Annotated in this window: 32 protein-coding genes; 29 read left to right on the top strand and 3 right to left on the bottom strand. The window is 66.8% G+C overall.

Features of this window, described 5'->3' with window-relative positions; translation table 11 throughout:
* Positions 1–17: 17 nt before the first annotated feature.
* The 5 genes from ACIRSU_RS25540 (at position 18) to ACIRSU_RS25520 (ending at position 4,906) form a co-directional block, all read left to right on the top strand.
* A complete protein-coding gene (locus tag ACIRSU_RS25540; RefSeq protein ID WP_403796312.1) occupies positions 18–2,183 on the top strand; it encodes a siphovirus ReqiPepy6 Gp37-like family protein in 2,166 nt (721 codons plus the stop codon).
* A gap of 150 nt (positions 2,184–2,333) precedes the next feature.
* Complete coding sequence (locus ACIRSU_RS25535) at positions 2,334–3,512, top strand: tail fiber domain-containing protein (RefSeq protein ID WP_403796311.1); 1,179 nt, start codon at positions 2,334–2,336, stop codon at positions 3,510–3,512.
* Complete coding sequence (locus tag ACIRSU_RS25530) at positions 3,509–3,859, top strand: DUF2746 domain-containing protein (protein ID WP_403796310.1); 351 nt, start codon at positions 3,509–3,511, stop codon at positions 3,857–3,859. Before ACIRSU_RS25535 ends, ACIRSU_RS25530 begins: the two co-directional genes overlap by 4 nt.
* Before the next feature lie 13 nt (positions 3,860–3,872).
* Positions 3,873–4,688: a peptidoglycan-binding protein gene (locus tag ACIRSU_RS25525; protein WP_403796308.1), complete on the top strand. Its 816-nt coding sequence runs from the start codon at positions 3,873–3,875 to the stop codon at positions 4,686–4,688.
* A complete protein-coding gene (locus tag ACIRSU_RS25520; protein WP_403796306.1) occupies positions 4,688–4,906 on the top strand; it encodes a hypothetical protein in 219 nt (72 codons plus the stop codon). Before ACIRSU_RS25525 ends, ACIRSU_RS25520 begins: the two co-directional genes overlap by 1 nt.
* A gap of 53 nt (positions 4,907–4,959) precedes the next feature.
* Here ACIRSU_RS25520 and ACIRSU_RS25515 read toward each other — a convergent pair whose 3' ends face one another.
* From ACIRSU_RS25515 to ACIRSU_RS25505, 3 genes are all read right to left on the bottom strand, one after another.
* A complete protein-coding gene (locus tag ACIRSU_RS25515; protein WP_403796303.1) occupies positions 4,960–5,349 on the bottom strand; it encodes a hypothetical protein in 390 nt (129 codons plus the stop codon).
* A 74-nt stretch (positions 5,350–5,423) separates the two neighbouring features.
* A complete protein-coding gene (locus ACIRSU_RS25510; protein WP_403796300.1) occupies positions 5,424–6,095 on the bottom strand; it encodes a hypothetical protein in 672 nt (223 codons plus the stop codon).
* Between the two features lie 68 nt (positions 6,096–6,163).
* Positions 6,164–7,135, bottom strand: coding sequence for a hypothetical protein (locus tag ACIRSU_RS25505; protein WP_403796297.1), 972 nt, complete (start codon positions 7,133–7,135; stop codon positions 6,164–6,166).
* 239 nt (positions 7,136–7,374) lie between these two features.
* On the opposite strand from ACIRSU_RS25505, the gene ACIRSU_RS25500 reads away from it, so the two are divergent.
* The 24 genes from ACIRSU_RS25500 (at position 7,375) to ACIRSU_RS25385 (ending at position 21,371) form a co-directional block, all read left to right on the top strand.
* Positions 7,375–7,839, top strand: coding sequence for a hypothetical protein (locus ACIRSU_RS25500; RefSeq protein WP_403796294.1), 465 nt, complete (start codon positions 7,375–7,377; stop codon positions 7,837–7,839).
* 397 nt (positions 7,840–8,236) lie between these two features.
* Positions 8,237–8,509, top strand: coding sequence for a hypothetical protein (locus ACIRSU_RS25495; RefSeq protein ID WP_403796291.1), 273 nt, complete (start codon positions 8,237–8,239; stop codon positions 8,507–8,509).
* Complete coding sequence (locus tag ACIRSU_RS25490; protein ID WP_403796289.1) at positions 8,506–9,426, top strand: hypothetical protein; 921 nt, start codon at positions 8,506–8,508, stop codon at positions 9,424–9,426. Before ACIRSU_RS25495 ends, ACIRSU_RS25490 begins: the two co-directional genes overlap by 4 nt.
* A 56-nt stretch (positions 9,427–9,482) precedes the next feature.
* On the top strand, positions 9,483–9,974 hold the full coding sequence (locus ACIRSU_RS25485) for a hypothetical protein (protein WP_403796286.1): 492 nt from the start codon (positions 9,483–9,485) through the stop codon (positions 9,972–9,974).
* A gap of 115 nt (positions 9,975–10,089) precedes the next feature.
* Positions 10,090–10,527, top strand: coding sequence for a hypothetical protein (locus ACIRSU_RS25480; protein WP_403796284.1), 438 nt, complete (start codon positions 10,090–10,092; stop codon positions 10,525–10,527).
* A gap of 98 nt (positions 10,528–10,625) precedes the next feature.
* A complete protein-coding gene (locus tag ACIRSU_RS25475) occupies positions 10,626–11,498 on the top strand; it encodes an AAA family ATPase (RefSeq protein ID WP_403796282.1) in 873 nt (290 codons plus the stop codon).
* Between the two features lie 3 nt (positions 11,499–11,501).
* On the top strand, positions 11,502–11,876 hold the full coding sequence (locus ACIRSU_RS25470; RefSeq protein ID WP_403796279.1) for a hypothetical protein: 375 nt from the start codon (positions 11,502–11,504) through the stop codon (positions 11,874–11,876).
* Entirely contained in the window at positions 11,873–12,025 is a 153-nt protein-coding gene (locus ACIRSU_RS25465) for a hypothetical protein (RefSeq protein ID WP_403796277.1), read from the top strand. Before ACIRSU_RS25470 ends, ACIRSU_RS25465 begins: the two co-directional genes overlap by 4 nt.
* Positions 12,022–12,435 (top strand): CHC2 zinc finger domain-containing protein, encoded by a 414-nt coding sequence (locus tag ACIRSU_RS25460; RefSeq protein WP_403796275.1) that lies wholly within the window; start codon positions 12,022–12,024, stop codon positions 12,433–12,435. The genes ACIRSU_RS25465 and ACIRSU_RS25460 overlap by 4 nt, the downstream gene beginning before the upstream one ends.
* The gene (locus ACIRSU_RS25455) at positions 12,317–12,934 is read left to right on the top strand and encodes a toprim domain-containing protein (protein WP_403796518.1); all 618 of its coding nucleotides are present in this window, start codon (positions 12,317–12,319) and stop codon (positions 12,932–12,934) included. The genes ACIRSU_RS25460 and ACIRSU_RS25455 overlap by 119 nt, the downstream gene beginning before the upstream one ends.
* Positions 12,931–13,281, top strand: coding sequence for a hypothetical protein (locus ACIRSU_RS25450; RefSeq protein ID WP_403796272.1), 351 nt, complete (start codon positions 12,931–12,933; stop codon positions 13,279–13,281). The genes ACIRSU_RS25455 and ACIRSU_RS25450 overlap by 4 nt, the downstream gene beginning before the upstream one ends.
* A complete protein-coding gene (locus tag ACIRSU_RS25445; RefSeq protein ID WP_383651841.1) occupies positions 13,278–13,484 on the top strand; it encodes a hypothetical protein in 207 nt (68 codons plus the stop codon). The genes ACIRSU_RS25450 and ACIRSU_RS25445 overlap by 4 nt, the downstream gene beginning before the upstream one ends.
* A gap of 12 nt (positions 13,485–13,496) precedes the next feature.
* Positions 13,497–14,678, top strand: a complete 1,182-nt coding sequence (locus tag ACIRSU_RS25440; RefSeq protein ID WP_403796515.1) for a hypothetical protein — start codon at positions 13,497–13,499, stop codon at positions 14,676–14,678.
* Positions 14,675–15,004, top strand: a complete 330-nt coding sequence (locus ACIRSU_RS25435; protein ID WP_403796270.1) for a hypothetical protein — start codon at positions 14,675–14,677, stop codon at positions 15,002–15,004. Before ACIRSU_RS25440 ends, ACIRSU_RS25435 begins: the two co-directional genes overlap by 4 nt.
* A complete protein-coding gene (locus ACIRSU_RS25430; RefSeq protein ID WP_403796267.1) occupies positions 15,001–15,384 on the top strand; it encodes a hypothetical protein in 384 nt (127 codons plus the stop codon). The genes ACIRSU_RS25435 and ACIRSU_RS25430 overlap by 4 nt, the downstream gene beginning before the upstream one ends.
* A gap of 65 nt (positions 15,385–15,449) precedes the next feature.
* Complete coding sequence (locus ACIRSU_RS25425; protein WP_403796264.1) at positions 15,450–15,788, top strand: hypothetical protein; 339 nt, start codon at positions 15,450–15,452, stop codon at positions 15,786–15,788.
* A gap of 96 nt (positions 15,789–15,884) precedes the next feature.
* On the top strand, positions 15,885–16,160 hold the full coding sequence (locus ACIRSU_RS25420; RefSeq protein ID WP_403796262.1) for a hypothetical protein: 276 nt from the start codon (positions 15,885–15,887) through the stop codon (positions 16,158–16,160).
* A 223-nt stretch (positions 16,161–16,383) separates the two neighbouring features.
* Positions 16,384–16,653 carry a hypothetical protein gene (locus tag ACIRSU_RS25415; protein ID WP_403796260.1) on the top strand — a complete coding sequence of 90 codons (270 nt, stop codon included), beginning with the start codon at positions 16,384–16,386 and terminating at the stop codon, positions 16,651–16,653.
* Positions 16,631–17,143: a DUF6879 family protein gene (locus ACIRSU_RS25410; protein WP_403796257.1), complete on the top strand. Its 513-nt coding sequence runs from the start codon at positions 16,631–16,633 to the stop codon at positions 17,141–17,143. Before ACIRSU_RS25415 ends, ACIRSU_RS25410 begins: the two co-directional genes overlap by 23 nt.
* Positions 17,144–17,169: 26 nt before the next feature.
* On the top strand, positions 17,170–18,012 hold the full coding sequence (locus ACIRSU_RS25405; protein WP_403796254.1) for a helix-turn-helix domain-containing protein: 843 nt from the start codon (positions 17,170–17,172) through the stop codon (positions 18,010–18,012).
* Between the two features lie 154 nt (positions 18,013–18,166).
* A complete protein-coding gene (locus tag ACIRSU_RS25400) occupies positions 18,167–18,550 on the top strand; it encodes a hypothetical protein (protein ID WP_403796252.1) in 384 nt (127 codons plus the stop codon).
* On the top strand, positions 18,547–19,086 hold the full coding sequence (locus tag ACIRSU_RS25395) for an NUDIX hydrolase (RefSeq protein ID WP_403796250.1): 540 nt from the start codon (positions 18,547–18,549) through the stop codon (positions 19,084–19,086). The genes ACIRSU_RS25400 and ACIRSU_RS25395 overlap by 4 nt, the downstream gene beginning before the upstream one ends.
* Positions 19,087–19,479: 393 nt before the next feature.
* Complete coding sequence (gene dapF / locus ACIRSU_RS25390) at positions 19,480–20,280, top strand: diaminopimelate epimerase (protein ID WP_403796247.1); 801 nt, start codon at positions 19,480–19,482, stop codon at positions 20,278–20,280.
* Positions 20,277–21,371 carry an ATP-grasp domain-containing protein gene (locus ACIRSU_RS25385; RefSeq protein WP_403796244.1) on the top strand — a complete coding sequence of 365 codons (1,095 nt, stop codon included), beginning with the start codon at positions 20,277–20,279 and terminating at the stop codon, positions 21,369–21,371. Before dapF ends, ACIRSU_RS25385 begins: the two co-directional genes overlap by 4 nt.
* The last annotated feature ends 31 nt before the right edge of the window (positions 21,372–21,402 follow it).

The following is a 21,402-nucleotide window of genomic DNA, read 5'->3' as shown; positions in this document are numbered from 1 at the left end:
AGGACCTCCTCGTTGAGGTGCGCGACAAGTTCCTCACCAGGGTCGGCGCCATCCCCGCGGATCTCCTAACGCTGGAAGCGGAGGACGTACACAACAACGTCGGCACGTGGAATCTCAGCATCAACGCCGAGCACCCGCTCGCCACGGCCCTCTCCATTCCCGGCGCGGGCATCATCGTGACCGGCCCCACCGATGTCCTGTTTTCGGGACCGGTCACCAAGACGGAGAACGCAGCCACCGCCACCGACCCGCTCGGCACGCTAAAGGTCGAGGGCGTAGACGACACGGTCATCCTGTCCGACATGCTGGCGTGGCCCGACCCCTCCAACGGGAACCCGGCCTCGCAGAACTTTGCCTACGACGAGCGGAGCGGTCCGGCCGAGACCCTCATGCACGCCTACGTCAGCGCGAACTGCGGACCCACAGCCCCAGCAAGCCGACGCCGCGCAGGGCTGGCCATGGGAACCAACGGTGCCCGAGGACCGACGGTCAGCAAGGCAGCCCGGTTCCAGCAACTCGGTGAGCTGTGCAAGGAACTGGCCGAACCTGCCGGCCTTGGCTTCCGCGTAGTGCAGCGCGGGGCGAACCTGGTGTTCGAGACCTACGCCGTGCAGGACCGCACAAAGGAGGCCCGGCTCGGCGTCGTGAACAACACCCTCGCCGGGCAGCGCGTCAGCACGTCGACTCCGCAGAAGACGCGGGTCATTGTCGGCGGTGACGGAGACGGGTCGAACCGGATGTTCGTCGGCGTCGACAGCCAGGACTCAATCGCCTCCGAGGCGGACTGGGGACGCCGTATCGAGACGTTCATCGACGAGCGATCCTCGAAGGACCCGGCCGAGCTGAAGCAGAAGGGCACCGAGGCCCTTGCCGACGGCGGCGCGACAGTCACCGCGGCCCAGGCCGTGCCCATGGAGGACTCGGCCCTCGACTTCGGCCGCGACTGGTTCCTCGGTGACAAGGTGTCTGTCATCGTCGGCACGTCTGAGATGGCAGCCCTGGTCACCGGCATGGTCCTCAAAGTCGACTCCGACGGCTACCGCCTCGGCGCGACGCTCGGAGACCCGACACCGCTCAGTCCCGCGCTGGCTGACGCGAAGGCCGCCAAGGAGCTGGAATCCCGCGTCTCCTCCCTGGAGCGCACGGCGGAAGCTACGCCCTCGGGTGCCCGGGAGCTGCCGGCAGGCACGCTGACTCAGGCCAGCCCGACCGACGCCTATCCCGAACGTGCCAGCATCATCTACCTGACGGCGGCGGACGCCACCGCTGGCGGCTGGGACTTCGGCGGCAAGTACGGCTTCGTCACCACCCGCCGTCAAGCGAACGGCGACGCGTACCAGACATGGAGCCGCGTGCACGCCGCCGCAACCACGCACGAGGAATGGGTGCGCGGCGGCAACCGCTCATCCGGCTGGAGCGCCTGGCGCCAGGTCGGCTTCGAGAACCAGCTCGTGGCCGCGAACTACACCCAAGGCTCCCTGCCCGGCGCCTACCCCTTCGGCACGTCCACGGTCACGCTGAACGAAACCCAGGCAGTCGCCGGGGGCTGGGCGTTCGGCACGGGCGGCCGGTACGGCGTGCTGCGAACCGTCCACCCCGTGGGGTCCACTTTTGCCCACCAGACCTGGCTGCGCCTGAGTCCGACGGTCACCGAGGAATGGACCCGCTCAGGAAACGATGCCGGCGGCTGGACGCCATGGCGTACCTCGGCTCACAACGAGAAGGCTGCGAAGGGCGTCGTGGCCATCCAGAACCTCGCCCTCTCGGCCTATGTCGCCGATACCGCCACGCTCGTCTACACGCAACAGTTCACGGCCGAGGCGGGCCGCTGCTACAAGGTCGCGCTAAGAATCGCGGCCGTCGACACCGACAATACGGGCGACAGCACGACCGCGCGCTACGCGAAGCAGGGCGCGTATACCACTGTCCGGTGGGCTTCGGGTGCGACCGTCACGACCTCGAGCTCCCTTGTTGGGGACGCATACAGCACGACCTTCGACGACGACTCGAATACGTCGAATGGCCTGGACATCAACTGCTACATCAACAACCCCCCTGCCGGACCGATCACGGTCGGCATCACGCTCAACACCCGTCGAGCTGCCGCGACCTACGGCATGGTCCGCTACATTCCGGGCGGCCTGTCGACGCTCGTCATCGAAGACGCGGGCGCGGCCATTTAAGGAGCTTCACCTTTGGCAATCACGTCGTACCCCTTTGACAGCCAGGTAGTCACGGAGACGCAGTTCAGCCAGATGTTCCGCGAGTTCCAGGACTCGGGAGTCGCAGCCTCCCTGGGTGCTTCGGGCTTCACGGTCAGTACCGGAACTGGCATGACGGTCACCGTCGGACCGGGCCTAGCGTTCCTGCGGGGCCACATGGTGCAGTCGACGGCCACGGAGAACGTGACCCTCGCGACCTCCAGCGCCCAGGTCCGGGTGGACCGCGTGGTCCTCAAGCTGGACCCGGCGACCAACTCGATCACCCTGGCTGTGAAGGCCGGCACCGCGGGGTCCACCACCCCGCCCGCCCTCGTGCAGACGGACACGGGCATCTACGAGCTGCCCCTCGCGTCGATCACAGTCGGTGCGAGCGTCACCGGTATCAACTCCGGGGACATCACCATGACCCGGCCCTTCGTGGGACACCGCGTCGGCGCGTGGATCACCGCGACCCGTCCCGCGTCCCCGCGCCTGGGACAGCTCGGCTATAACAACTCCACCGACGCCTGGGAGTACTGGAACGGCTCCGCCTGGACCCCGCTGTTCTCGACGGTGGACTGGGCAAACCTGTCCGGCAAGCCTGCGACGTTCGCGCCGTCCACGCACACGCACACCTGGTCCCAGATCAGCGACCGGCCTTCGACCCTGCCGCCCGCGGCGCACACGCACGACTGGTCCCAGGTCACTGGTAAGCCGACGAGTTTCGTCCCCACCGCTCACGGCCACGCCTGGGCAGACATCAGCGGGACTCCCACGACCTATCCGCCTGCCGGCCATGCGCACAACTGGAACGACATCCAGGGCAAGCCGGGCCAGTTCCCGCCCACCGACCACTGGCACGGCCAGTACCTCGACTCCGGGGGCACGATCCAGCGTGCGAACGGTTCGGACCGCCCGCACAGCTATTCGCCCACGGGCGCTACCTGGTACGCGGTCTGGGTCGACGGAAACCACAACTTCTGCCGCAACACCAGCGCGCGGCGGTTCAAGGAGAACATCCGGGACATCCACATTGCCCCGGAGGCAGTTCTGTCTCTGCGCCCCCGCCTCTACGACCGCAAGCCCACCGTCAATGACGAAGGCGAAACCGTCGAGGGGCGCCGGGACGAGTTCGGTCTGATCGCCGAAGAGGTCAACGAGACGCTTCCCGAGATCGTCGTCCATGACGAGGAGGGACAGATCGACAGCGTGCGGTACGACCTCATCGGCGTGGCCCTTCTGCCCGTAGTGCAGGAGCAGGCCAAGCGGATCGAGCGCCTGGAGCAGCTCGTCAGGGACATGTCCCGATGAGTTTTGACCCTGCCGTTCAGGTAGCGCTCGTCTCCGCCGGCGGAGTCGTCACCGCGGCCCTGGTGGGCGTCCTGGTCGAGCTTGTCCGGCGCCAGGGGACAGCCCTCGCCGAAGTGCGCGAACACGCGCAGGAGGCCCGCGAGCAAGTCTCCAACGATCACACGACGAACCTGCGAGACGACCTGGACAGGGTGATCGCGGGACTCGACCAGGTCCTTGCAGGACAGGCCCGCCACAGCCGGGACATCCGCGATCTCCGCGCCGACCTGGCCCACGAGCGCATCGAACGGCTTGCCGTGTCCGAGCGCCTCGACCACCACCTTGCGTCAGCTCCAGAGACCGGCTGACCCAACACCTTTCTTGCAGGCCCCTCCCGATCCGGGACGGGGCCTTTTCCATGTCCAAAGGAGCACAGCCCTGAGCATCAACATCGTTTCCCGCGCGTCCTGGGGCGCGAAGCCGTGGAACGGCACCCCCAACTACGTCAGCCTCAGCCAGCGCACCGAGTACTTCATCCACTACGACGGTGGTGACCCTGTCAACCGGACGGGCAACGCGGTCCCGCAGGCGATCGAGCGGACCCACCGCGCCCAGGGGTGGGCAGGCATCGGCTACAACTTCGTCATCGACCAGACCGGCGCCATCTTCGAGGGCCGCGGCTGGACCCTTCAGGGCGCGCACTGCCCGAATCACAACGTCTCTGGGCTCGGCGTTCAGATCGCCATCGGCGGCGACCAGGCCCCCTCGGAGGCGGCCCTGCGTTCGGCCCGCGCCCTGTACGACGAGGCATGCCGGCGCACCGGCCGCACCCTGACGAAGCGCGGCCACCGCGACGGGTTCGCCACCGAGTGCCCCGGCCCGAAGCTCTACGCCTGGGTGCAGGCGGGAATGCCGGTCAGCGGCTCCAGCAACGACGGTGGGGACAGCACCCCGTTCCCAGGCCGCTCGGCGTTCGTGCTGGGCAAGACCCACCCGGCCGTCACCGTGCTCGGCCAGCGCCTGGTAGCCCACGGCTTCGGCCGCTTCTACAAGGAGGGCCCTGGGCCGCGCTTCACCGAGGCCGACCGCTCGGCCACCGAGGCATTCCAGCGGGCACAGGGCTGGAGCGGTTCCGACGCAGACGGATACCCGGGCCCGACGACCTGGTCCCGCCTGATGGCTCCGGCAGGCCGCTGATGAGCAAGATGCTGATGCCCGGCTCCAAGCCGATCACCCTCACGAGCCTGCTGCCTGTCCGCTACCGCTCGCGCGCCGGGGCCTTCCTGGCCACCCTCGGCGTCGCTGTGTCCATCGCGGCCATCGTCTATGCCGACAAGCCCGAGGTTGCCGTCATCGTCCAGATCGCAACCGCCCTCGGCCTGGTCGAGGCCCCGGCGCCGGACGACACCGAGTGAAACAAGCCCCCCTGCTGGTCCTCACGGACTAGCAGGGGGGCTCCTTCGTCGTATCAGGGCTGGTCGGCCTTGGCAGCCTTCATCGCCTCGATCTCGTCCATCGTCATCACGGGGGTCTTCGAACGCCGCACCGCAGGCGGGGTGGCTTTGCCGCGCACCGCCGCCTTCTTCGGAACCGGCTTGCTCGCCGGCAACCGCTCAGGCGCCTTCGCGGCCTTGGCCGCCGCGAGGATTGCCACTACCGCCCGCTCGACAGGCGCCAGCTCCGGGGGTCCCTGGACAGCAAGGTCGTCCCCGAAGAGGTCACGTAGCGGCGCGGCGTCCTCGTCGCACAGGTCCCGTTCGCGGGGCTCGCTGCCCGCGAGAGCCAGGGTGTAGCGGGTCGTGGGGCGGTCCTTGCTCTTGCACTGGTCGCATAGGCGCACGGTGATCGTTAGTTCCATTTAGGTGCCCCCTCGCGCAACGTGACTCTGTTTGCGCTAATTGTCGCTCATTGCGGGGGCAGGGACCGAGTGTGTCAGAGGGAGCTGGATTCGAGCCTCTGGAGGTAGCGGCTGCCCGTGCGCCGGTCCCGCCCCATGATCTGAGCCAGAGCCGGGCCGGTGACCTCTTTCTGCTGCTCCTTGAGCTTGGCGACGGCCTCGCGGATCTCCGCGATGCTCGGGGTCGGACGGCCGGGTCGGCGCCGAGAGCGGGCCTTGGCCACCTCGTCGACCGGCAGCTCCTCGCCGTCAAGTGTCGGCTGCACGGGCACGGCCTCCTGGTCCTGGTGCTCCTCGATCTCGACTACTGCCGAAGCCTCCGCCGGCACCGCCCTGGTGGCACGGATGATCATGTGGGCAACGTGTCCGGCAACGATGCCCGGAACAGTGGAGACGGCCGCAGTAAGCGCCATGGACGAGTGCATGTACCCGGCGGCTATCCAGTGGGCAACGATCTGTCCGACGACGGTCATGGCCAGGGCGCCGACAGCGCCGACGACGGCGGTTCCGCGGCCCTTTTCGCCCTTCTTGCGGGTCTCTACGAACCAGACGGCGAAGCAGGCGTAGACGCTCATGCAGACCGGCATTCCCGCTGCCGTCCACGTGCCCCATCCGGCCGTACGGGCGAGTTGATACTCGCCGGGGGCGGACATCGCGAGGGCAACGGCGAGGACCAGGCCGCCGAGGACGTAGGCGTACCAGGGCATGCGGGCAGGCTGAGACATGGGGATGCCTTTCGAGGGCGCTACGAGGTGAGGGAGGACTGCGGGAGCCGTCAGGCGTGGGAAGGGCGCGCCATTGCCGCGCGGGCCTGGGCGGCACCCTTGCGGTAGTTGGCGACGAAGGTGTTCTCGTCAGGCCGTGCCTGGTCCGCTTCCTGGGGTGCGGCGAGCAGGTCGCGGGCAAAGTCGCCCAGCTCGATGCCTGCGCAGACGCCGCAGATGCCGGAGTCCTGGCCTGCGGGCAGGAGTCGGCCACAGCCGCTCGTCGCGCAGTCCGTGTAAGTCCGCCAGTGACGCTTGGCCTCGGGCCGCTTGCGGTCGAGGCGGTCCTCGATCAGCCTCGAGGCGCTGTACAGCTTCCGGGGCAGGCCCTGCGTCACCGCGTCGGTGATCTCGGCGACGGTCGCACCACGGTCCAGCCAGTCGGCGAGGGACGGAACCAGCTTGGCGACCTGGCGCTCGGTGAGCTTGAGCCGGGGATCGAGCGCGGCGAAGCGCCGGAGAAGGCGGGCGGCCTCCTTCTGCTGCTTGCCGTCTTTCCGGCTCTCGCCCTCCCTTTCCGTGCCGGCGCCCGGTTCAGCCTGCGCGGGCTCACCCCCGGCGGGAGGGTTGGGAGGGTTCTTTCGCCCGTACTTAGAAGAGTCCTTTTCCCCGTTAGGGGACGTGCCCGCTGTGCCGGTGGCCGAAGGACTGGTGACCGGGCGGGTGGGAACCGGGGATGAAGCCAGGTTCGGCAGCTCGTACACATCCACGGACGAGACGATCTGGTTGGACTCCTCGTCGCGGCTGGTCTTCGTCACCCAGTACCCGAACTCCCTCAGCTCGGCCACGGCCTTCGCAACCGCGGAACGTCCTTGCGGGTAGCCATCAGAGAGCGTGCGGACGTTCTCCTTGACCCCGTTGGGCAGAGAGAGGACGAGAGCGAGGATGCCGCGCGCCGTGTGGCTGATACGCGGGTCCTGGATCGCCTTGTTGGCGATGATCAGGAAGTCCCGCTCATGCGTCGGGATACGATGGATCTGCATGGGGAGTGCTAGCTCCTGATGCCGGACCCCGGGGTGTTACCAGCACTCGCGGGGTCGCCTATTTAGCTGCACCTCTGACCAGGCACTTTGCGTGCCCGGCTGAACGATGATCAGCTTCGTTGTCGGGTTCAGCTTGACATGATTGCCACTCGTTGGTCAATCTTTACTCGCAGAACAAGACTCAGGGCTGTCCTGAGGGATGCGAGCAGACCGCGTAACCGAGACCCGAAGGGGGAGCCGTGCCCGCTTCCAAGATCGTCGACGAGCAAGAGGTCATCGACTGGATCCTTGACGGCAAGACGTACACGGAGATCCAGAGGATCTACCTGGAGAAGTACCACATTGAGACCACGATTCCGATGTGGTCCCGCTTCCGTGCCCGGCGAGGACTCGAAACGCGCAATGTCCGCGACGACGCCCTGACGCCCTGGAAGGTCAAGGACGAGCACCGGCACCAGTACCCGCCCATCATGCTCCGCTTCGAGGCCCGACTAAGGGAAGAGACTCAGGCCCGCAAGCGCGGCGAGGAGCCCAAGCGCCCCCTGAGCGAGCGCGACCGGAAGCGGCTTGCCTCCTGGAAGCAGTCCCTGAAGACGGATGAGCATGACCTCGTCGTCCACTACGACCCGGACACCGAGCAGGGGTTCTTCCTGGTTCCGCGGAGGCCCGAGGACAAGGACCTCATCCGCGAGCCCGGCGCGTAGTAGCTCATCAGCCAACCCCTCAGACGGACCGGAAACCAACCTCGCTCAGACTTTACACCCGAACACTCGAACGTGCATTCGAACAGAGGTGGCTCCTCCGCACAGGGCGCCCGCCCCATCCCGTTCGAGCGCGCACGCACGCACGCACGCATCCCCCACCGGGACCGGAGGGGGATTTTCCGTATGCCCGCTGACCTGCACCTTTGTCGATCTTGAACGTGATCCAAATTGTCAGCGCCAGGTGCAACCATTGCCTACGGTCATGGGTCTGACTTGTCACCATCTGCTCGCACGCAGCGATGGACCCTGTCGTTTTAAGCCAGTTGACACGGCAACAACCGGCCAAGTAGAAACGGACAGGGTGGTTCAATGTTTACACCAGGGGGGCTTTACGTTCATGATCAGTTTCGACGCGGTGCACCTTCCGCAAGGCACGTTCCTCACCGGCGATCCCGCCGCGTGGGACTGTGCCCTGATCGTGCGGCCGGAGACCCCGGCCAGCGACATGCGGGCAGCGTTCACTGCGGTTCGGCTGGCCGGGATGGAGCCGATCCCAGTCGCCGAGCATGAGCCCGAACTCCTGCCAGACGGAACGGTGCGATGGTGGCTCGTTCCGGTTGACGCGGAGGACCCCTTCACCGAAGACCAGCCAGAGGAGATCACCGCTTGAGGATTGTCGACCTCGTACGGGCGCCCGCCGTTCCCCGCGACGGCTGGGACCGGCCGCTTGTGGTTCCGAAGTCCGGGGGCAAGCCCGTCCCCCTCACCCGCACGACGACGTACATCGACTGCATCGAGGACAAGACCGCTCTGTCCGGATGGAAGTCGCGCATGACCCTGGTCGGGGCCGCGCGGCGCCCGTCCATGCTGGACGTGGTCAACCAGCTCGACCCTGAAGTCCCCGACGACAAGCGCCGGCTGAACGCCCTGACCGAGCAGGCCATGGAGATCGCCGGGGCCCACGCCAAGCGGGAAAAGGGCACGCACCTGCACACCCTGTCCGAGTTTGTGGACCGCGGCGAGCCGCTGCCCGCAGGCACCACCGTGGGCGATCAGCGCGACATGGCTGCCTACCTGGGCGCCACCGTCGAGTTCGACGTGAAGGCAGTGGAGAAGTTCGTCGTCGTACCCGAGCTGGGCACGGGCGGCACCTTCGACCGGCTCCTTCAGTACGCAGGGCCGGGCCCGGACGGCAAGCCGATCGAAGGCGACTTCATCGGCGACGTGAAGACCGGCAGCATCCAGTACGGCGGCCTCAAGATGGCGACGCAGCTCGCCGTCTACTCGCGCGGCGAGCTGTACGACTACAGCCGCTTCCCCGTGGACCCCACGGACAAGAAGACGTTCGCCGCGTGGAAGAAGCGGGAGGTGCCGGCGGAAGAAGCAGCGCAGGCGTACAACGTCCTGCCTGGCGTGTCGCAGAAGTGGGGCATCATCATCCATCTGCCCTCGGGCTCGGCCCAGTGCACCTTGCACTGGGTGGACCTGGAGATCGGCTGGGCTGCTGCCAAGCTCGCCCGCGAGATCCGCGCCATACGCGGCACGAAGGGCGCGATGCGCCCCTGGGTGACCGGCCTCACAAAATAGCCAGGTGCTAACCGCCGGCACACGTGTTAAGTTTGACCCTAGAAAAAGGGAGTGAAGTGAAGGCAGATCAGGCAGAACTCGTAACGTCCTTCCCGGACGGATCTATCGGTATCACCATCAAGTACGGCAAAAGCTACGAGGACACCTGGGCGGTCTTCCGTGGCTCCGTGAGGCAGGTCCGCGAGCTGCTCTGCGACTATTTCGGATTCGAGTGTAAAGATGTAACATCCCTCTCGCTGAGTGACCTCGTCGTCAACGCAACGAGCCTCGCCCACGGCAAGGGAAACATCGCCTCGATCCTCGACGCCCGGATCATCCCGGACGACACCGCAACCGCGGCGCCGGCTGACGATCCGTGGGCGGCTGCCTCGGCCGTCCCTTCCCAGCCCCAGACCGACAGCGGTTCCACCTGGATTCTCGGCGAGATTGAGAAGCAGACCAGCGTGGCCGACCTCCAGAAGCTGTGGGCGGCGAACCAGACCCACTTCGCCGACCCCTCCGTGATGACCGCATACAAGGCCCGTGGTCGGGCCCTGAAGACCGGGTGAGCCCGATGCCCGTCATCGTCCTCTGCCTCGTCCTGACCCTCTCCGCGCCGAGCGCGGTCATCACTCCCAGGCTCTACGAGCCCACCCCCTATTTCCGAACTGAAGGAGAACCCGAGTGCCCCTGAACCTCGTCGAGATCGCGACCGCTGGCGGCGGCTGGCTCAAGCCCGCAGATGTGAAGGACGCCCCCGCCCTGCTGATCGAGGTCAACTCCTACGAGGCCCAGCGCCCCACCCCGAACGGGCCGAAGGACTCGGCCCTGTGCACGGTGACCGTCTTCAAGGACCGCGCCGCCCTCGACGCCCTCACCCCCGAGATCAACAAGGGGATGCGCATCGAGCAGACCCTCCTCGCCCGCGACCTCGCCCCGCTCGTGGGCAGCGCGACCATCGTCACCCTCGACCAGATCCCGCCCAAGCGGCCTGGCGCCTACCCGGCCTGGGTCTGGCGGCCGGTAGCGGACGCGAGCGTGCGACAGGCGGTCATCAAGTACGCAGAGGAGCGCGAGGCCGCTGTCGAAGCGGCCGTCGCAGAGGCCCCGGACTTCGACTGATCTACCTGAGGGGACAGGGGCCAGCAACGAGGCTGGCCCCCGTCCCCAGGGCCCTCGGACCCCTGCCTTCCCGTATCGCTAACAGAGAGGAGACAGCAGTGCTGACCCCCGCTAGATCGCTCGCGCTGCACGCCGAGTCCGGCAAGGAATTGCCGAGGGTCGAAGCCTTCGACGCCCTGTACGCAATGGGGTGTCGTCCGCGGCACGGCGAGGTCATCATGATCGCGGGCCGCTCCGGCACCCAGAAAAGCGGATTCGCCTTGTACTGGGCCGCGATGATGAATCTGCCGACGTTGTACTTCAGCGCAGACATGTCCCCCTTCACGGCAAGCTCGCGACTGGCGTCGATGGCGTCCGGCGACACCACGGAAATGGTCGAGGCCGGGATGGCTGCGGGCGGACGGCACCGCCAGGAGTACCTGTCCGCCCTCGCGGAGTCGAACATCACCTTCGCCTTCGGCTCGCCGATCACCTGGAAGAACATCGACGAGGAGCTAGAGGCGTTCGTAGAGCTGTGGGACGCCTACCCCCAGCTGTTTGTCTTCGACAATTTGATGGATTTCGACTCGGCGGAGAGTGATTACACCGAGCAGATGGCCGTCATGAGCGGCCTCACTGAACTGGCCCGTGCGACCGGCGCGACCGTGATCGTCCTGCACCACGCCTCCGACAAGTCGTGGGAGGCCAAGAGCGATCCGTGGGCACCACCGTCCCGAGATCAGATCAAGGGCGGATTGAGCGAGAAACCCGAGCTCAGCCTGTCCGTGGCGCTCGACCCGAACTCGCACGAGTACCGGGTCGCCGTGGTCAAGCAGAGGATGGGGCCCTGCGATCCGACCGCGAAGCGGTACGCGTCTATGCGCTGTCACCCCGAGGTGACCCGCTTCTCGAAGCTCGAACGCCTTACCCCTGCCGCAGTGCCGGCGCAGCCCTGGTCCCCGACCGCCGTCCTCCAGAAGCACGGAGTGTAAAGATTGACCACAATTGCTGAGCGCAACAAGGCCAACCGGCGCAAGGGCGCCGCCTGGGAGACGGAACTCCTCGTGGGCCTGCGGTCCGTCGGCGAGGACGCCGAGCGGCTGCGACTGACCGGCGCCGAAGATGAGGGGGATCTCGTCATCCGCGAGGACGGCGGCCTCTTCACCGTCATCGAGACGAAGAATGCCCGCTTCGAGCCTGGCCCGTTCCTCGACGAGGCCGAGCGCGAGCGGCTCAACTTCGCGAAGCACCGCGGCATCAGCCCGGACCAGGTGGAGTCGATTGTCGTCGTCAAGCGCAGGGGAAAGGGCTGGCGCAAGGCGTTCGTCCTGACCACGGTCGAGGCGTACCTCGGGCTGGATACCGCGTGATCACCGTGACGTTCGAGGAGGAAGCCGAACGCAACCGGCTGGTCATCGAGCTGGGGCGCTTCGATCTGAGCACGGCGGCCGGTCAGGGCCTCGACGAACTCGGGTACGACGATGACAAGGGCTGGTTCGTCGGCAGGCGCGTGCCATGAGGTTCGGCCGGATCGACAGCGACGACCAGGAGCGCGAGAAGCCGACGCTCGAATCAGTACTCGCCTACTACGAAGTCGACTTCAACGACCAGCGCGCATCCGGCATGGCCGAGTGCCCGCTCCACGACGACCAGACGCCGTCCTTCTCATGGAACACGGACCGGCAGGTCTGGAAGTGCCACTCCTGCGGGAGGGGCGGCGACTCATTCACTCTGATCATGGAAAAGGAAGGCACTGATTTTGTCGGAGCGCGAGCCCTTGCGGCCTCTGTCTCCCTCGCAACGCGAGATGCTGGAGGAAGCGACCGCGGCGTATCAGGGAGCGCTTACGGCGGACGCCGCACGGTATCTCCTCGGCCGGGGAATCGGCCGCGCGGAGGCGGCTACGTACCGGCTTGGCGTCGTGGGTAGCCACCCCTATCCCGGCCACGAGAAGTACAAGGGGATGCTCGCCATCCCGTACCTCGACCGTAAGAACACCCCGCTGACGATCCGCTTCCGCTGCCTGCAAGAGCACGACCACCGCGCCTTGGGCCACGGCAAGTACGCAACGGTCAAGGACGACCTGCCCCGCATGTACGGGGTCGGCTCCGTCCACAAGGCCGACAGCGTGATCGAGGTGACCGAAGGCGAACTCGACCGGATCATCCTGGAGAAACTCGGGCTGCACGCGGTCGCGATCCCCGGCGCCTCCATCTGGCAGGGGCGCCACAGGCGGATGCTGGCGGGCTTCAACAGGGTCCGCGTCTGGGGTGACCCCGATGATGCCGGCGCCGAGTTCACCGCCCGGATCTGTCGGGCCCTGCGCTCCGCGAAAGGCATGCGCCTGCGGGCTGGTGACGTGACCGAGACCTACATGCAAGAGGGCCCCGAAGCCCTGCTCAATTTGATCAAGGAGGACGACCAGTGAGCGAGATGACCACGAGGAAGCCCACAGGCCGCAAGGCAGATCCGCTGACCGTCATCCTGGCGGAAGTGCGGGCCGGGGCGCGGGCGATACCCGACCTTCCCGCCCACCTGGTCGGCGGCAAGTACCCAGACAGCGCCGTCAATATCTACCACCAGCGCGGCGCCGACTGGCAGGAGATCAACCGGGCTCGAAAGAGTCAGGGGCGGCTCGGCGTCGATGGCCTGGCCGTACAGGTCGCCTTCGCCGCATTCGGCGGACGTACCCCGGTAGAGATCCGCGAGGGCCTGGTACGGCTCGCCTCTCTCGCCGTGGCCGCCATCGAGCAGATCGACCGGGAGGACCGGTGAGCGAGCCGCTGCCGGGCAGCCCCGGCCCGACCCTGACCCGCCTGTATGAGGAGCTGGAGCCCGACGTGCGCGAGACCGTCCTCGTTCGCCTGCTGGACGGCTCATCGGCTGAGCGCCTAGCGCTGGTCTTGCGCCGGCACGGGCACGCGGTGAGCGCCTCCACCATCCGCACGTACCGCCGATCCCTTCGCGATGGAGTGTAAAGTTTGAACCAGATGGAATTGCTGAACGACCTGCTTGCCACACCTGCCGCACCAGCCATGGCGGCACGGCAGGCCGACCCCGACAAGGACTTCACCCGTCAGATCGAGGTCGCTGGCGACGCAGCAGAGGTGACGGTCCGGGGCCCCGAGGGCATCGACCCCGAGTCGACGGCGGCCGACGTGCTCCGCGCACACCAGCTCGACCCTGCTGAGTGGGAGGTCACGGGCTTCCGATCCTCAGAATGGACCATGGCCAACGGTGAGCCGGGGGTGTCCGCCCGGTTCTCATTCGGTCGCCGCAAGATGTCGGCGGCTGCCGAGCGGCCGAGTATCGACGAGCTACTGAAGGTGTTCGACGAGGCGCCGGGCTGGGTGCCCGTCCACGGGGAGGGGGCGCACACTCTGATCATCGCGCTGGGCGACATGCAGTTCGGCAAGATCGACGGGGACGGATACGAGGGTACGCTCCTGCGGGCGATGCGCTGCATCGACAAGGCCGCGGATCTTCTCGGCGTGTACCGCACCCGCTTCGAGATCGAACACGTCCACCTCGCGTGGCTCGGTGATCACATCGAAGGCTTCCAGAGCCAGGGCGGCGCGAACGCGTGGCGCACCGGCCTAACGCTCACTGAACAGATCCGGCTCACCCGGCGCCTCATGGCGCACGCGATCATCAGGTTCGCTCCCGAGGTATCCCGCCTGACCGTCGTCGCCGTTCCCGGAAATCACGGCGAGGCCGTGAGGTTCGGGAAGGGCATCACCAGGTACGACGACAGCCACGACACCGACGCCCTGATCTCCGTCAGCGAAGCCCTGACGCTCGCGGGCGAGGAGTTCGCCCACGTCGAGGTGTACGTACCCGAGACGGACGAGCTGACGGTAGTCGTCGACTGCTCGGGCACGGTCGTCGCGCACGCGCACGGCCACCAGTGGAAGGGCGGCAAGCACTTCGACTGGTGGCGGGGCCAGGCATTCGACAAAACGAGCGCCATGCACACCGCCGATCTCCTGCTGGCCGGTCACCTGCATCACGAGTTCATCGACACGGACGGCCCGCGCACCTTCGTGCAGGTGCCGGCGATGGAGTCGGAGTCGACGTGGTGGCGGCACCGGAAGGGCACGCGGGGCGCTCCCGGCCTTCTGGTCCTGGTCACCAAGGACGGCGAAGTGCCGGTCAAGGAGGTCGTCCGGTGAACACCTCACCCAGCGCCGACTGGCGAATCCTCGACCTGCCCGCGGTGGTGGCCCTCGCGGGCCGTGCGGCCCGCCGAATCGCGGACGGCTACGAGGACACCCTGACCATGGAATACGAGGACGCCCGGCAGGAGGCGCTGATCATCCTGGCGACGAAGTCCGCCATGGTGAACGAATGCCTTGCTGATCCCACGCTCGGCCTGGGCGTGCTTTACCACCGCCTGGTCCTTGACCTGGTGGACAAGGTGAAGACCCAAGCGAAGTACCGCATCCGCCACACCTCCTACGAGGCGGCCTGTGAGGCGGCCGAGAGGGGGCGCGTGTGAGCGGGTACGAGCGACGGCTCGTCGAGCACCTGCTTCCAGCCGTATGGGACGTGGAAGCTGCGTACGGCATCCGCAACCCGCAGGCCCCAGACGCGGACATGCCGAAGGGCACGGTCGACAAGAAGGCCGCGGGAACTCTGTTCGCCCACCTCGCGGACATCCGTCGGGGCTGGCAGGCGGCTCCCCTCTCCCTGGCTGAGAGGCGGGCGCTGTTCATGCGCTTTGCCCTCGACTGGGACGACCAGCGGATCGCGGCCCGCGAGACGGTAACTGACCGGGCCGTTCGCTATCGACTCGAGCGCGGGGTCGGCAAGCTCGCCGCCCACCTCAATGGGGGCGAGTACATCGACAGCTACGACGAATTGGACACCGCAGCGTGAGCGAGCCCCTGGCCGACGAGCCGCCAGTCAAGGAGCCTCGGCCTTCCGTGAACCCTCCCGGGGGCATGAACCCAGAGGACTTCGAGTTCTGGGACGACGCGACCCTGACCTTCTACGAGCGTCGCGCAGACGGAACGGTCATCGCCCGGCCCTACTCGGGGGCCGAAGTCGCGCACCACGAGGAGGAACTGACACTCGACAGCCTGCACGCCGAGGCCGGGTCCGCGATCGACTACCTCGACGAGCGAATCGACCTGAGCCTCGCCTACCTGGGCCTGCCCACACCGACCGACGCGGAGACGGCAGCACAGATCCGGGTGCTGTCCGACCTGTCGGCCTACAGCGCCGGCACCCTGAAGCGGCTGATCAAAGTCTTGGCTGTCATGTTGAACAAGCCGATCTAACCCTGATCGATCCGATATACGCAACTGCCTTGACGCGCAGCCCAGTTGGGCCCCAAGAGAGGGCCCTTCTGGCGTTTCCGCAGGTAGAATGCCTGCATGACGTTCAAGATGACGTGGGCGCTGGCCGCCGAGCACGTAGACGAATGGACCGGCCAGGACTTCACCGAGGCTGCGGCAGTGCTGGAGAGAGAGGTCGGTGCCACCGTCTCAGCGAGCGGCATGAACGAGGGCGGTCAGATGCACTTTCGCGAGACCTTCCTCGCTCCCGTTCGCGACGGCATTCCAGGCGCCGGCAGGGAAGCAGTGGAGGCCGGGCGGTCCTGGGATCAGGCCGCTGGTCCCCTTCTTGTCGTTCTTGCCCCTGCCGCTTGACGAAGCTCCCGAGGCGAGGGGACGCAGGCAGCAAGGTCAACCCAGTGATGGCATCCGGCCACTGCCAAGTAGCTGTGGCTGGCCCACTCCTCGCCACCTTGATCCCGGAAGCGTAGGTTCGCCTCATCAAGTGCTGGCAAGTTTGGGCAAGTTCCTCGCGCTTCAGCGAGGCCGCAGGCAAGCTCTGGCACGGGAAGCGTAACCGGCGACGGAGGAGGACATCATGGCCCTGCGCATGCTCGGTAAGGACCCGAACAGCCCTGACGGCAACTCGCCCACGATCTACGTGGACGACGAGACGGACAGGTACCTCGTCCAGGGGTACAACGTCCTGGACGAGGAGCGGCTCAAGCAGTTGAACCTCCCCGCGCACGAGGGGGCGGTGGAGATCCCCCGCTATATGGTGCAGTTCTTCCTGGCAGAGGACAGGGAGGCCGCTGCCAAGGACACCGAGCCGGAGGTGAGGAAGGGTGTCGAGTCCCCCGACGTTTAAGGAGCTGTTCCGCGACTGCCAGCGGACGGCTGTCCACCTGGAGGCCCGCGACGCCTACAGCAAGACGCACTCGACCTTCGTTGACTGGAAGGCCGGCAGGCCGATCGAACCGGCCGAGCGCTGGTCCGCATGGCACTCGATCGTCTCGGAGGCGGTCTCGCGAGGTGTCGAGGTGCGTCGAGCCCGGATCGTGTCGACGCCTGTGAGCGAGTACATCCGCTTCGAGCATGAGGTGACCGAGGGGCTCAACATCGCGGCGGGCGAGCATGTGCGGTGGCTCCCTCGGCGGAACGCTTCGGATCTACTCGTGCCGGGCAACGACTTCTGGCTGTTCGACTCCCGGCTGCTGTACCTGAACCACTTCGACGGCGAGGGCGAACCCACGGAGCCCGAGATCACCGAAGACCCGGAGATCGCGAAGCTCTGCGAGTCGGCCTTCGACGCCATCTGGAGCAGGGCGATCCCGCATGCCGAGTTCGAAGCCCGCTAAGCACCACGCATAGGACCGTCACTCCCATGGAATCGGCATCTTCGAGCGCCCAGGAAGCACGCAAGGCGCTCGGGAAACGCCTCGCAGAGATCCGGGAAGCAGCCGGACTCACCAAGCGAGCCCTGTCTGAAAAACTGGAGTGGCACGAATCGAAAGCATCGCGCTTCGAGAGCGCCAAACGCGCGCCCTCGGAGCGCGATCTTCGCGAATGGTGTAGCGCATGCGGTGCTGACGACCAAGCGGACAACCTCGTCCAGACCGCCCGCCGCATCGAGGGTATGTACGTCCAGTGGCAACAGTTGGAGAGCGGCGGGCTCAAGCAAGCCCAGCAATCAGCCCTTCCCCTTTGGGATCGGACGCAGCAGTTTCGCTTTTACTCGCCGTGGCTGATCCCCGGACCGGTGCAGACGGCCTCCTATATCAAGGCGTTGCTGACCTCCATCCGCGACCGTCGCAACACGATCGACGATGTCGACGCGGCTGTTGAGGTCCGCCTCGAAAAGCAGAAGATCGTATACACACAGCGGACATTCGCCATCCTCTTGGAGGAGAGCGCCCTCTACAACCGGATGGGCGGCACCGATGTGATGGTGGGCCAACTCGGCTATCTGCTTAGTGCCATGGCCCTCCCCAGAGTGGCTATCGGGATCATTCCCCGCCACATCGAGCGACCGCTCATGCCCGTCGAAGGCTTCTTCATGTTCGACGACCACACAGTCAAAGTCGAACTCGTCTCAGCCCACCTCACGGTCGAGCAGGAGCCTGAACTTCGCATGTATGCGCAGACCTTCGCCGAGCTTTACGAGATGGCCGTGTTCGGCTCGGCTGCTCGGGAAATAATCACCGCTGCCATTGAATCGTTCGGGTGACCGACTGGCAAGTCCGGGCAAGTTCCGCTTGAGCGCGGCAAGTTCCGGCACGTTTCACTACCTCCTGGCAAGTGCGGGCAATTTCCTGGTGCTCCGGATATCTCCATCCGTAGCTTGATGCCACGGCTCCAGAACTTGCCCGGAGGAGGCTGGGATGGCTTTGGCAAGTACCGGCAAGGCGTTGGGGGCGGCCGAGGAATCGGCCGAGAATCCCCCCGTCGACACCGAAGGAATTTCCTTACGCACGGATTCGATCCTCGCGATGCGGATGGGGTCCACGACCCGCGAGGACATCGACGAGGTCACGCCGGCAGTCGTCCAACACCTGAACCTCCTGCTCAACCAGGACCTGGGGGCGGACGAGGACGCCGAGGTTCAGCAGCTCGTCCGCAAGGGACTTACCCTGATCGACTCCAAGGAGCGCCCGACCGCGGAGACGCCGACCTTCGGGGCGTGGCTCTACGCCCGGGACGTCGCTACGCTCACGCGGCGGCTGCTCTGGGTCTACGCCGAGCGCAACGGGCTGGGCGCGCCATGAGCGTTAAGGAAGACCAGATCATCCGGGAGCTCTCCCACTATCTCCACGAACACCAGGGCGACCAGATGGCGTTGATGCCGGTGTACGACGCCGCCCTCGACCACTCGCGGCGCCGAGCCTGCACGCACGATCAGCGCTGTCCGCTCGTGATGACGGCGGCCGTCGTCGTCGACGAGCGGGGCCGCGTCCTGTGCCTGCGGCATCAGGGTGGCTACGCCCTCGCGGAGGCCGAACCGGAGGACCAGGACGACTCGCTCAGCGAGGCAGCCCTCCGCCTGCTGGTCGAGGAGGTCGGCATCCGAGACGTGTGGACGCACCCCGGAAACGAAGGCCCCTTCCTGGTCGACGTGACGCCCGCGAGTCAGCACGGGTATGGCCCTCGCCTCCGGGTCGGCATTCGTTACCTCTTCCGGGCACACGCGGGCGCCGTGCACTCGTCGGTGCTCGAAAGGGGCTACGCGGCCTGGGTGCCGCTGTCCGAAGTCGCCATACCGGCGCTCCGTGACCGCCTGGAGACCCTCCTGATCGGAACCTGATGAGCCCCCGAAACGAACAGCTCGCCTACCTTGCCAGCCTCGTGGCTCTCGGCGGCACCCTCCTCTTCGCCATCTGGAGGGGCTGATGTACGAGCGCAGGGCCGCGGAACCGCCAGCCAAGCCGACTCCCCCTGTTGGGACAGTCGAGCAGCGGAACAGGCCACCGGGCGACGTGCGCATAGGCGACTTCCTGTACCTCGATGGAGCGTTTCAACGTGTCCGGGACATGAGGGCCGCCGGCACATCGGCTCACCGCGTCTTGCACTTCGCCGGGCGTGCGCCAGTGATCATGCGCCAGCCCCGGACCATCTACCGGCCCCTCGAACTCCTCTGACCAGAACGCATCCGCGTATCTCTCGACCCTTCTCACCTCACGCCGCGAGGAGCTTCGCCATGCGCTTCCGCAAGATTCACGGGGCAGGGAACGACTTCGTCCTGCTGACCGACCTGGCCCCGGCCGACAAGAGGGAGTGGCCCAAGGAGGCCGAACGCCTCTGCGCCAGACGTACCGGCGTCGGTGCGGACGGCCTTGTCATCAGCAGCCTGGTCACCGATGAACCGACCGTTCTCGAAGTCGACTGCTTCAACGCGGACGGCTCGGTCGCCACGATGTGCGGCAATGCACTCCGGTGCTCCGCCTGGGCCGCGCACCAGGACCACGGCTTCAGCGAGATGCGCCTCCGCATGGCAGGGGTCATGCACGACGCTCGCGTCACCGACGACTCCGTGTGGGTCACGGCCGAGGTTGGCATGATCGACCCGCGTCGCGTGCAGACCGTGATCAACGGCAAGCCGACCTGGTTCGACAGTGTGCACACCGGCACCGAGCACGTCGTCGCCATTGTGGATGACGCGGACGCCATCGAGGCGGTTACGGTCGGCCGCCTCATCCGCCACCATGCCGCCCTCGCGCCTTTGGGGACCAACGTCAACTTCGTCCAGCCGTTCGGTGACCAGGCACTCAAGATCCGGACGTACGAACGCGGTGTCGAAGCGGAAACCCTGTCGTGCGGCAGTGGAGCCGTTGCGGCGGTCGTCATCGCCAGGATGCGCGGACTCGTAGGCCCGCGCTCCGTCACTGTCCACAACCGTGCCGGCGAACCGCTCACGGTCCGTTCCCACAGCAGCCGACCCAAGCAGACGCAGTGGGTCGGAGGCCCGGTCACCAACACCTTCGAAGGGGTGCTCGCATGACTCTCTTCCTCACCTCCAGCTCGGAAGCCGCGGTGCAGGAGGCCACCGCGAAACTTCGCGACTGGCAGCGCGACCACCAGGGGCTCAGGGTCGCCCTGATCTACGGCCCGGTGTCGGCCGAGGACCGGCTCTACCACTCGAAGTGCCCCGTGGACCAGCGGTCCGTGACCGCGCTGTCCGAGGCGCTGGACGAGATCGGGGCTCGCTGGCGGGAGCTGAACCCGTGCGAGACGGACTTCATCATGGAGCTGTCCACGTACGAGGTGGCCCTGTCGAACCTCCACGGCCCGTACGGCGAGGACGGGCGCCTGCAAGGTCTGCTCGACTACCTGCGCGTGCCGTACTGCGGCAGCGGGGTCGGAGCATCCGCAGTGGCCGCCGACAAGATCCTCTGCAAGCGCGTGATGCTGACGCTCGGCGTCCCCACGCCGGGCTGGTGGGCGTGGTCTCCCGGGGGCACGGTCAACTGGAGCGGACGGCCCGTGATGGTGAAGCCGCCCTTCGGCGGGTCGAGCGTTGGCATGAGCCTGGTCCGAGAGCAGGCGGAACTCGCCAAGGCCCTGGAGGACGCGGCCGGCACGGAAGGTGACGCGGTACTCGTCGAGGAGTATCTGACCGGTACGCCGCTGACCGTCGGCATGCTGGAGCTGCCCGGGGGCGAAGTCGTCGCGTTCCCCCCGCTGGCGACCGAGGCGACCGATGCGGAGTTCTACGACGCCGACACGAAGCTCGACGTGGACTCCAGGGGCGGCGTAACCGTCCGGGCCGCGGAGCTGGCCCCCGAGGTGCTGGACAAGGTCAACGAGCACGCCACGCGTCTGTGGAACGGGCTCGGGCTGCGCGGCTCGGCCCGCATCGACTTCATCGTCACCGAGGACGGCGACGCGTACGTGCTGGAGGTCAACAGCACGCCGGGCATGTCCCGTGACAGCAACTTCACGGTCGGGGCGGCGATGGTCGGGCTCACGCACACTGATGTCGTACTGGCGATGCTTCATGAGGCCCTGGCTCGGCCGCCGTACGATGTCCCCCTGCCCACTCCCGTGTTCTCCAGCACCACGGTGACGCGGGAGGCTGCCGTCTCCCTGTAGGAGCAATGCCGCTGTGCCGCGCGCCCACTAT

This window comes from Streptomyces sp. NPDC101160 (genome assembly GCF_044768205.1).
GTDB lineage: Bacteria > Actinomycetota > Actinomycetes > Streptomycetales > Streptomycetaceae > Streptomyces.
This window is presented reverse-complemented; position numbering and strand designations above follow the sequence as displayed.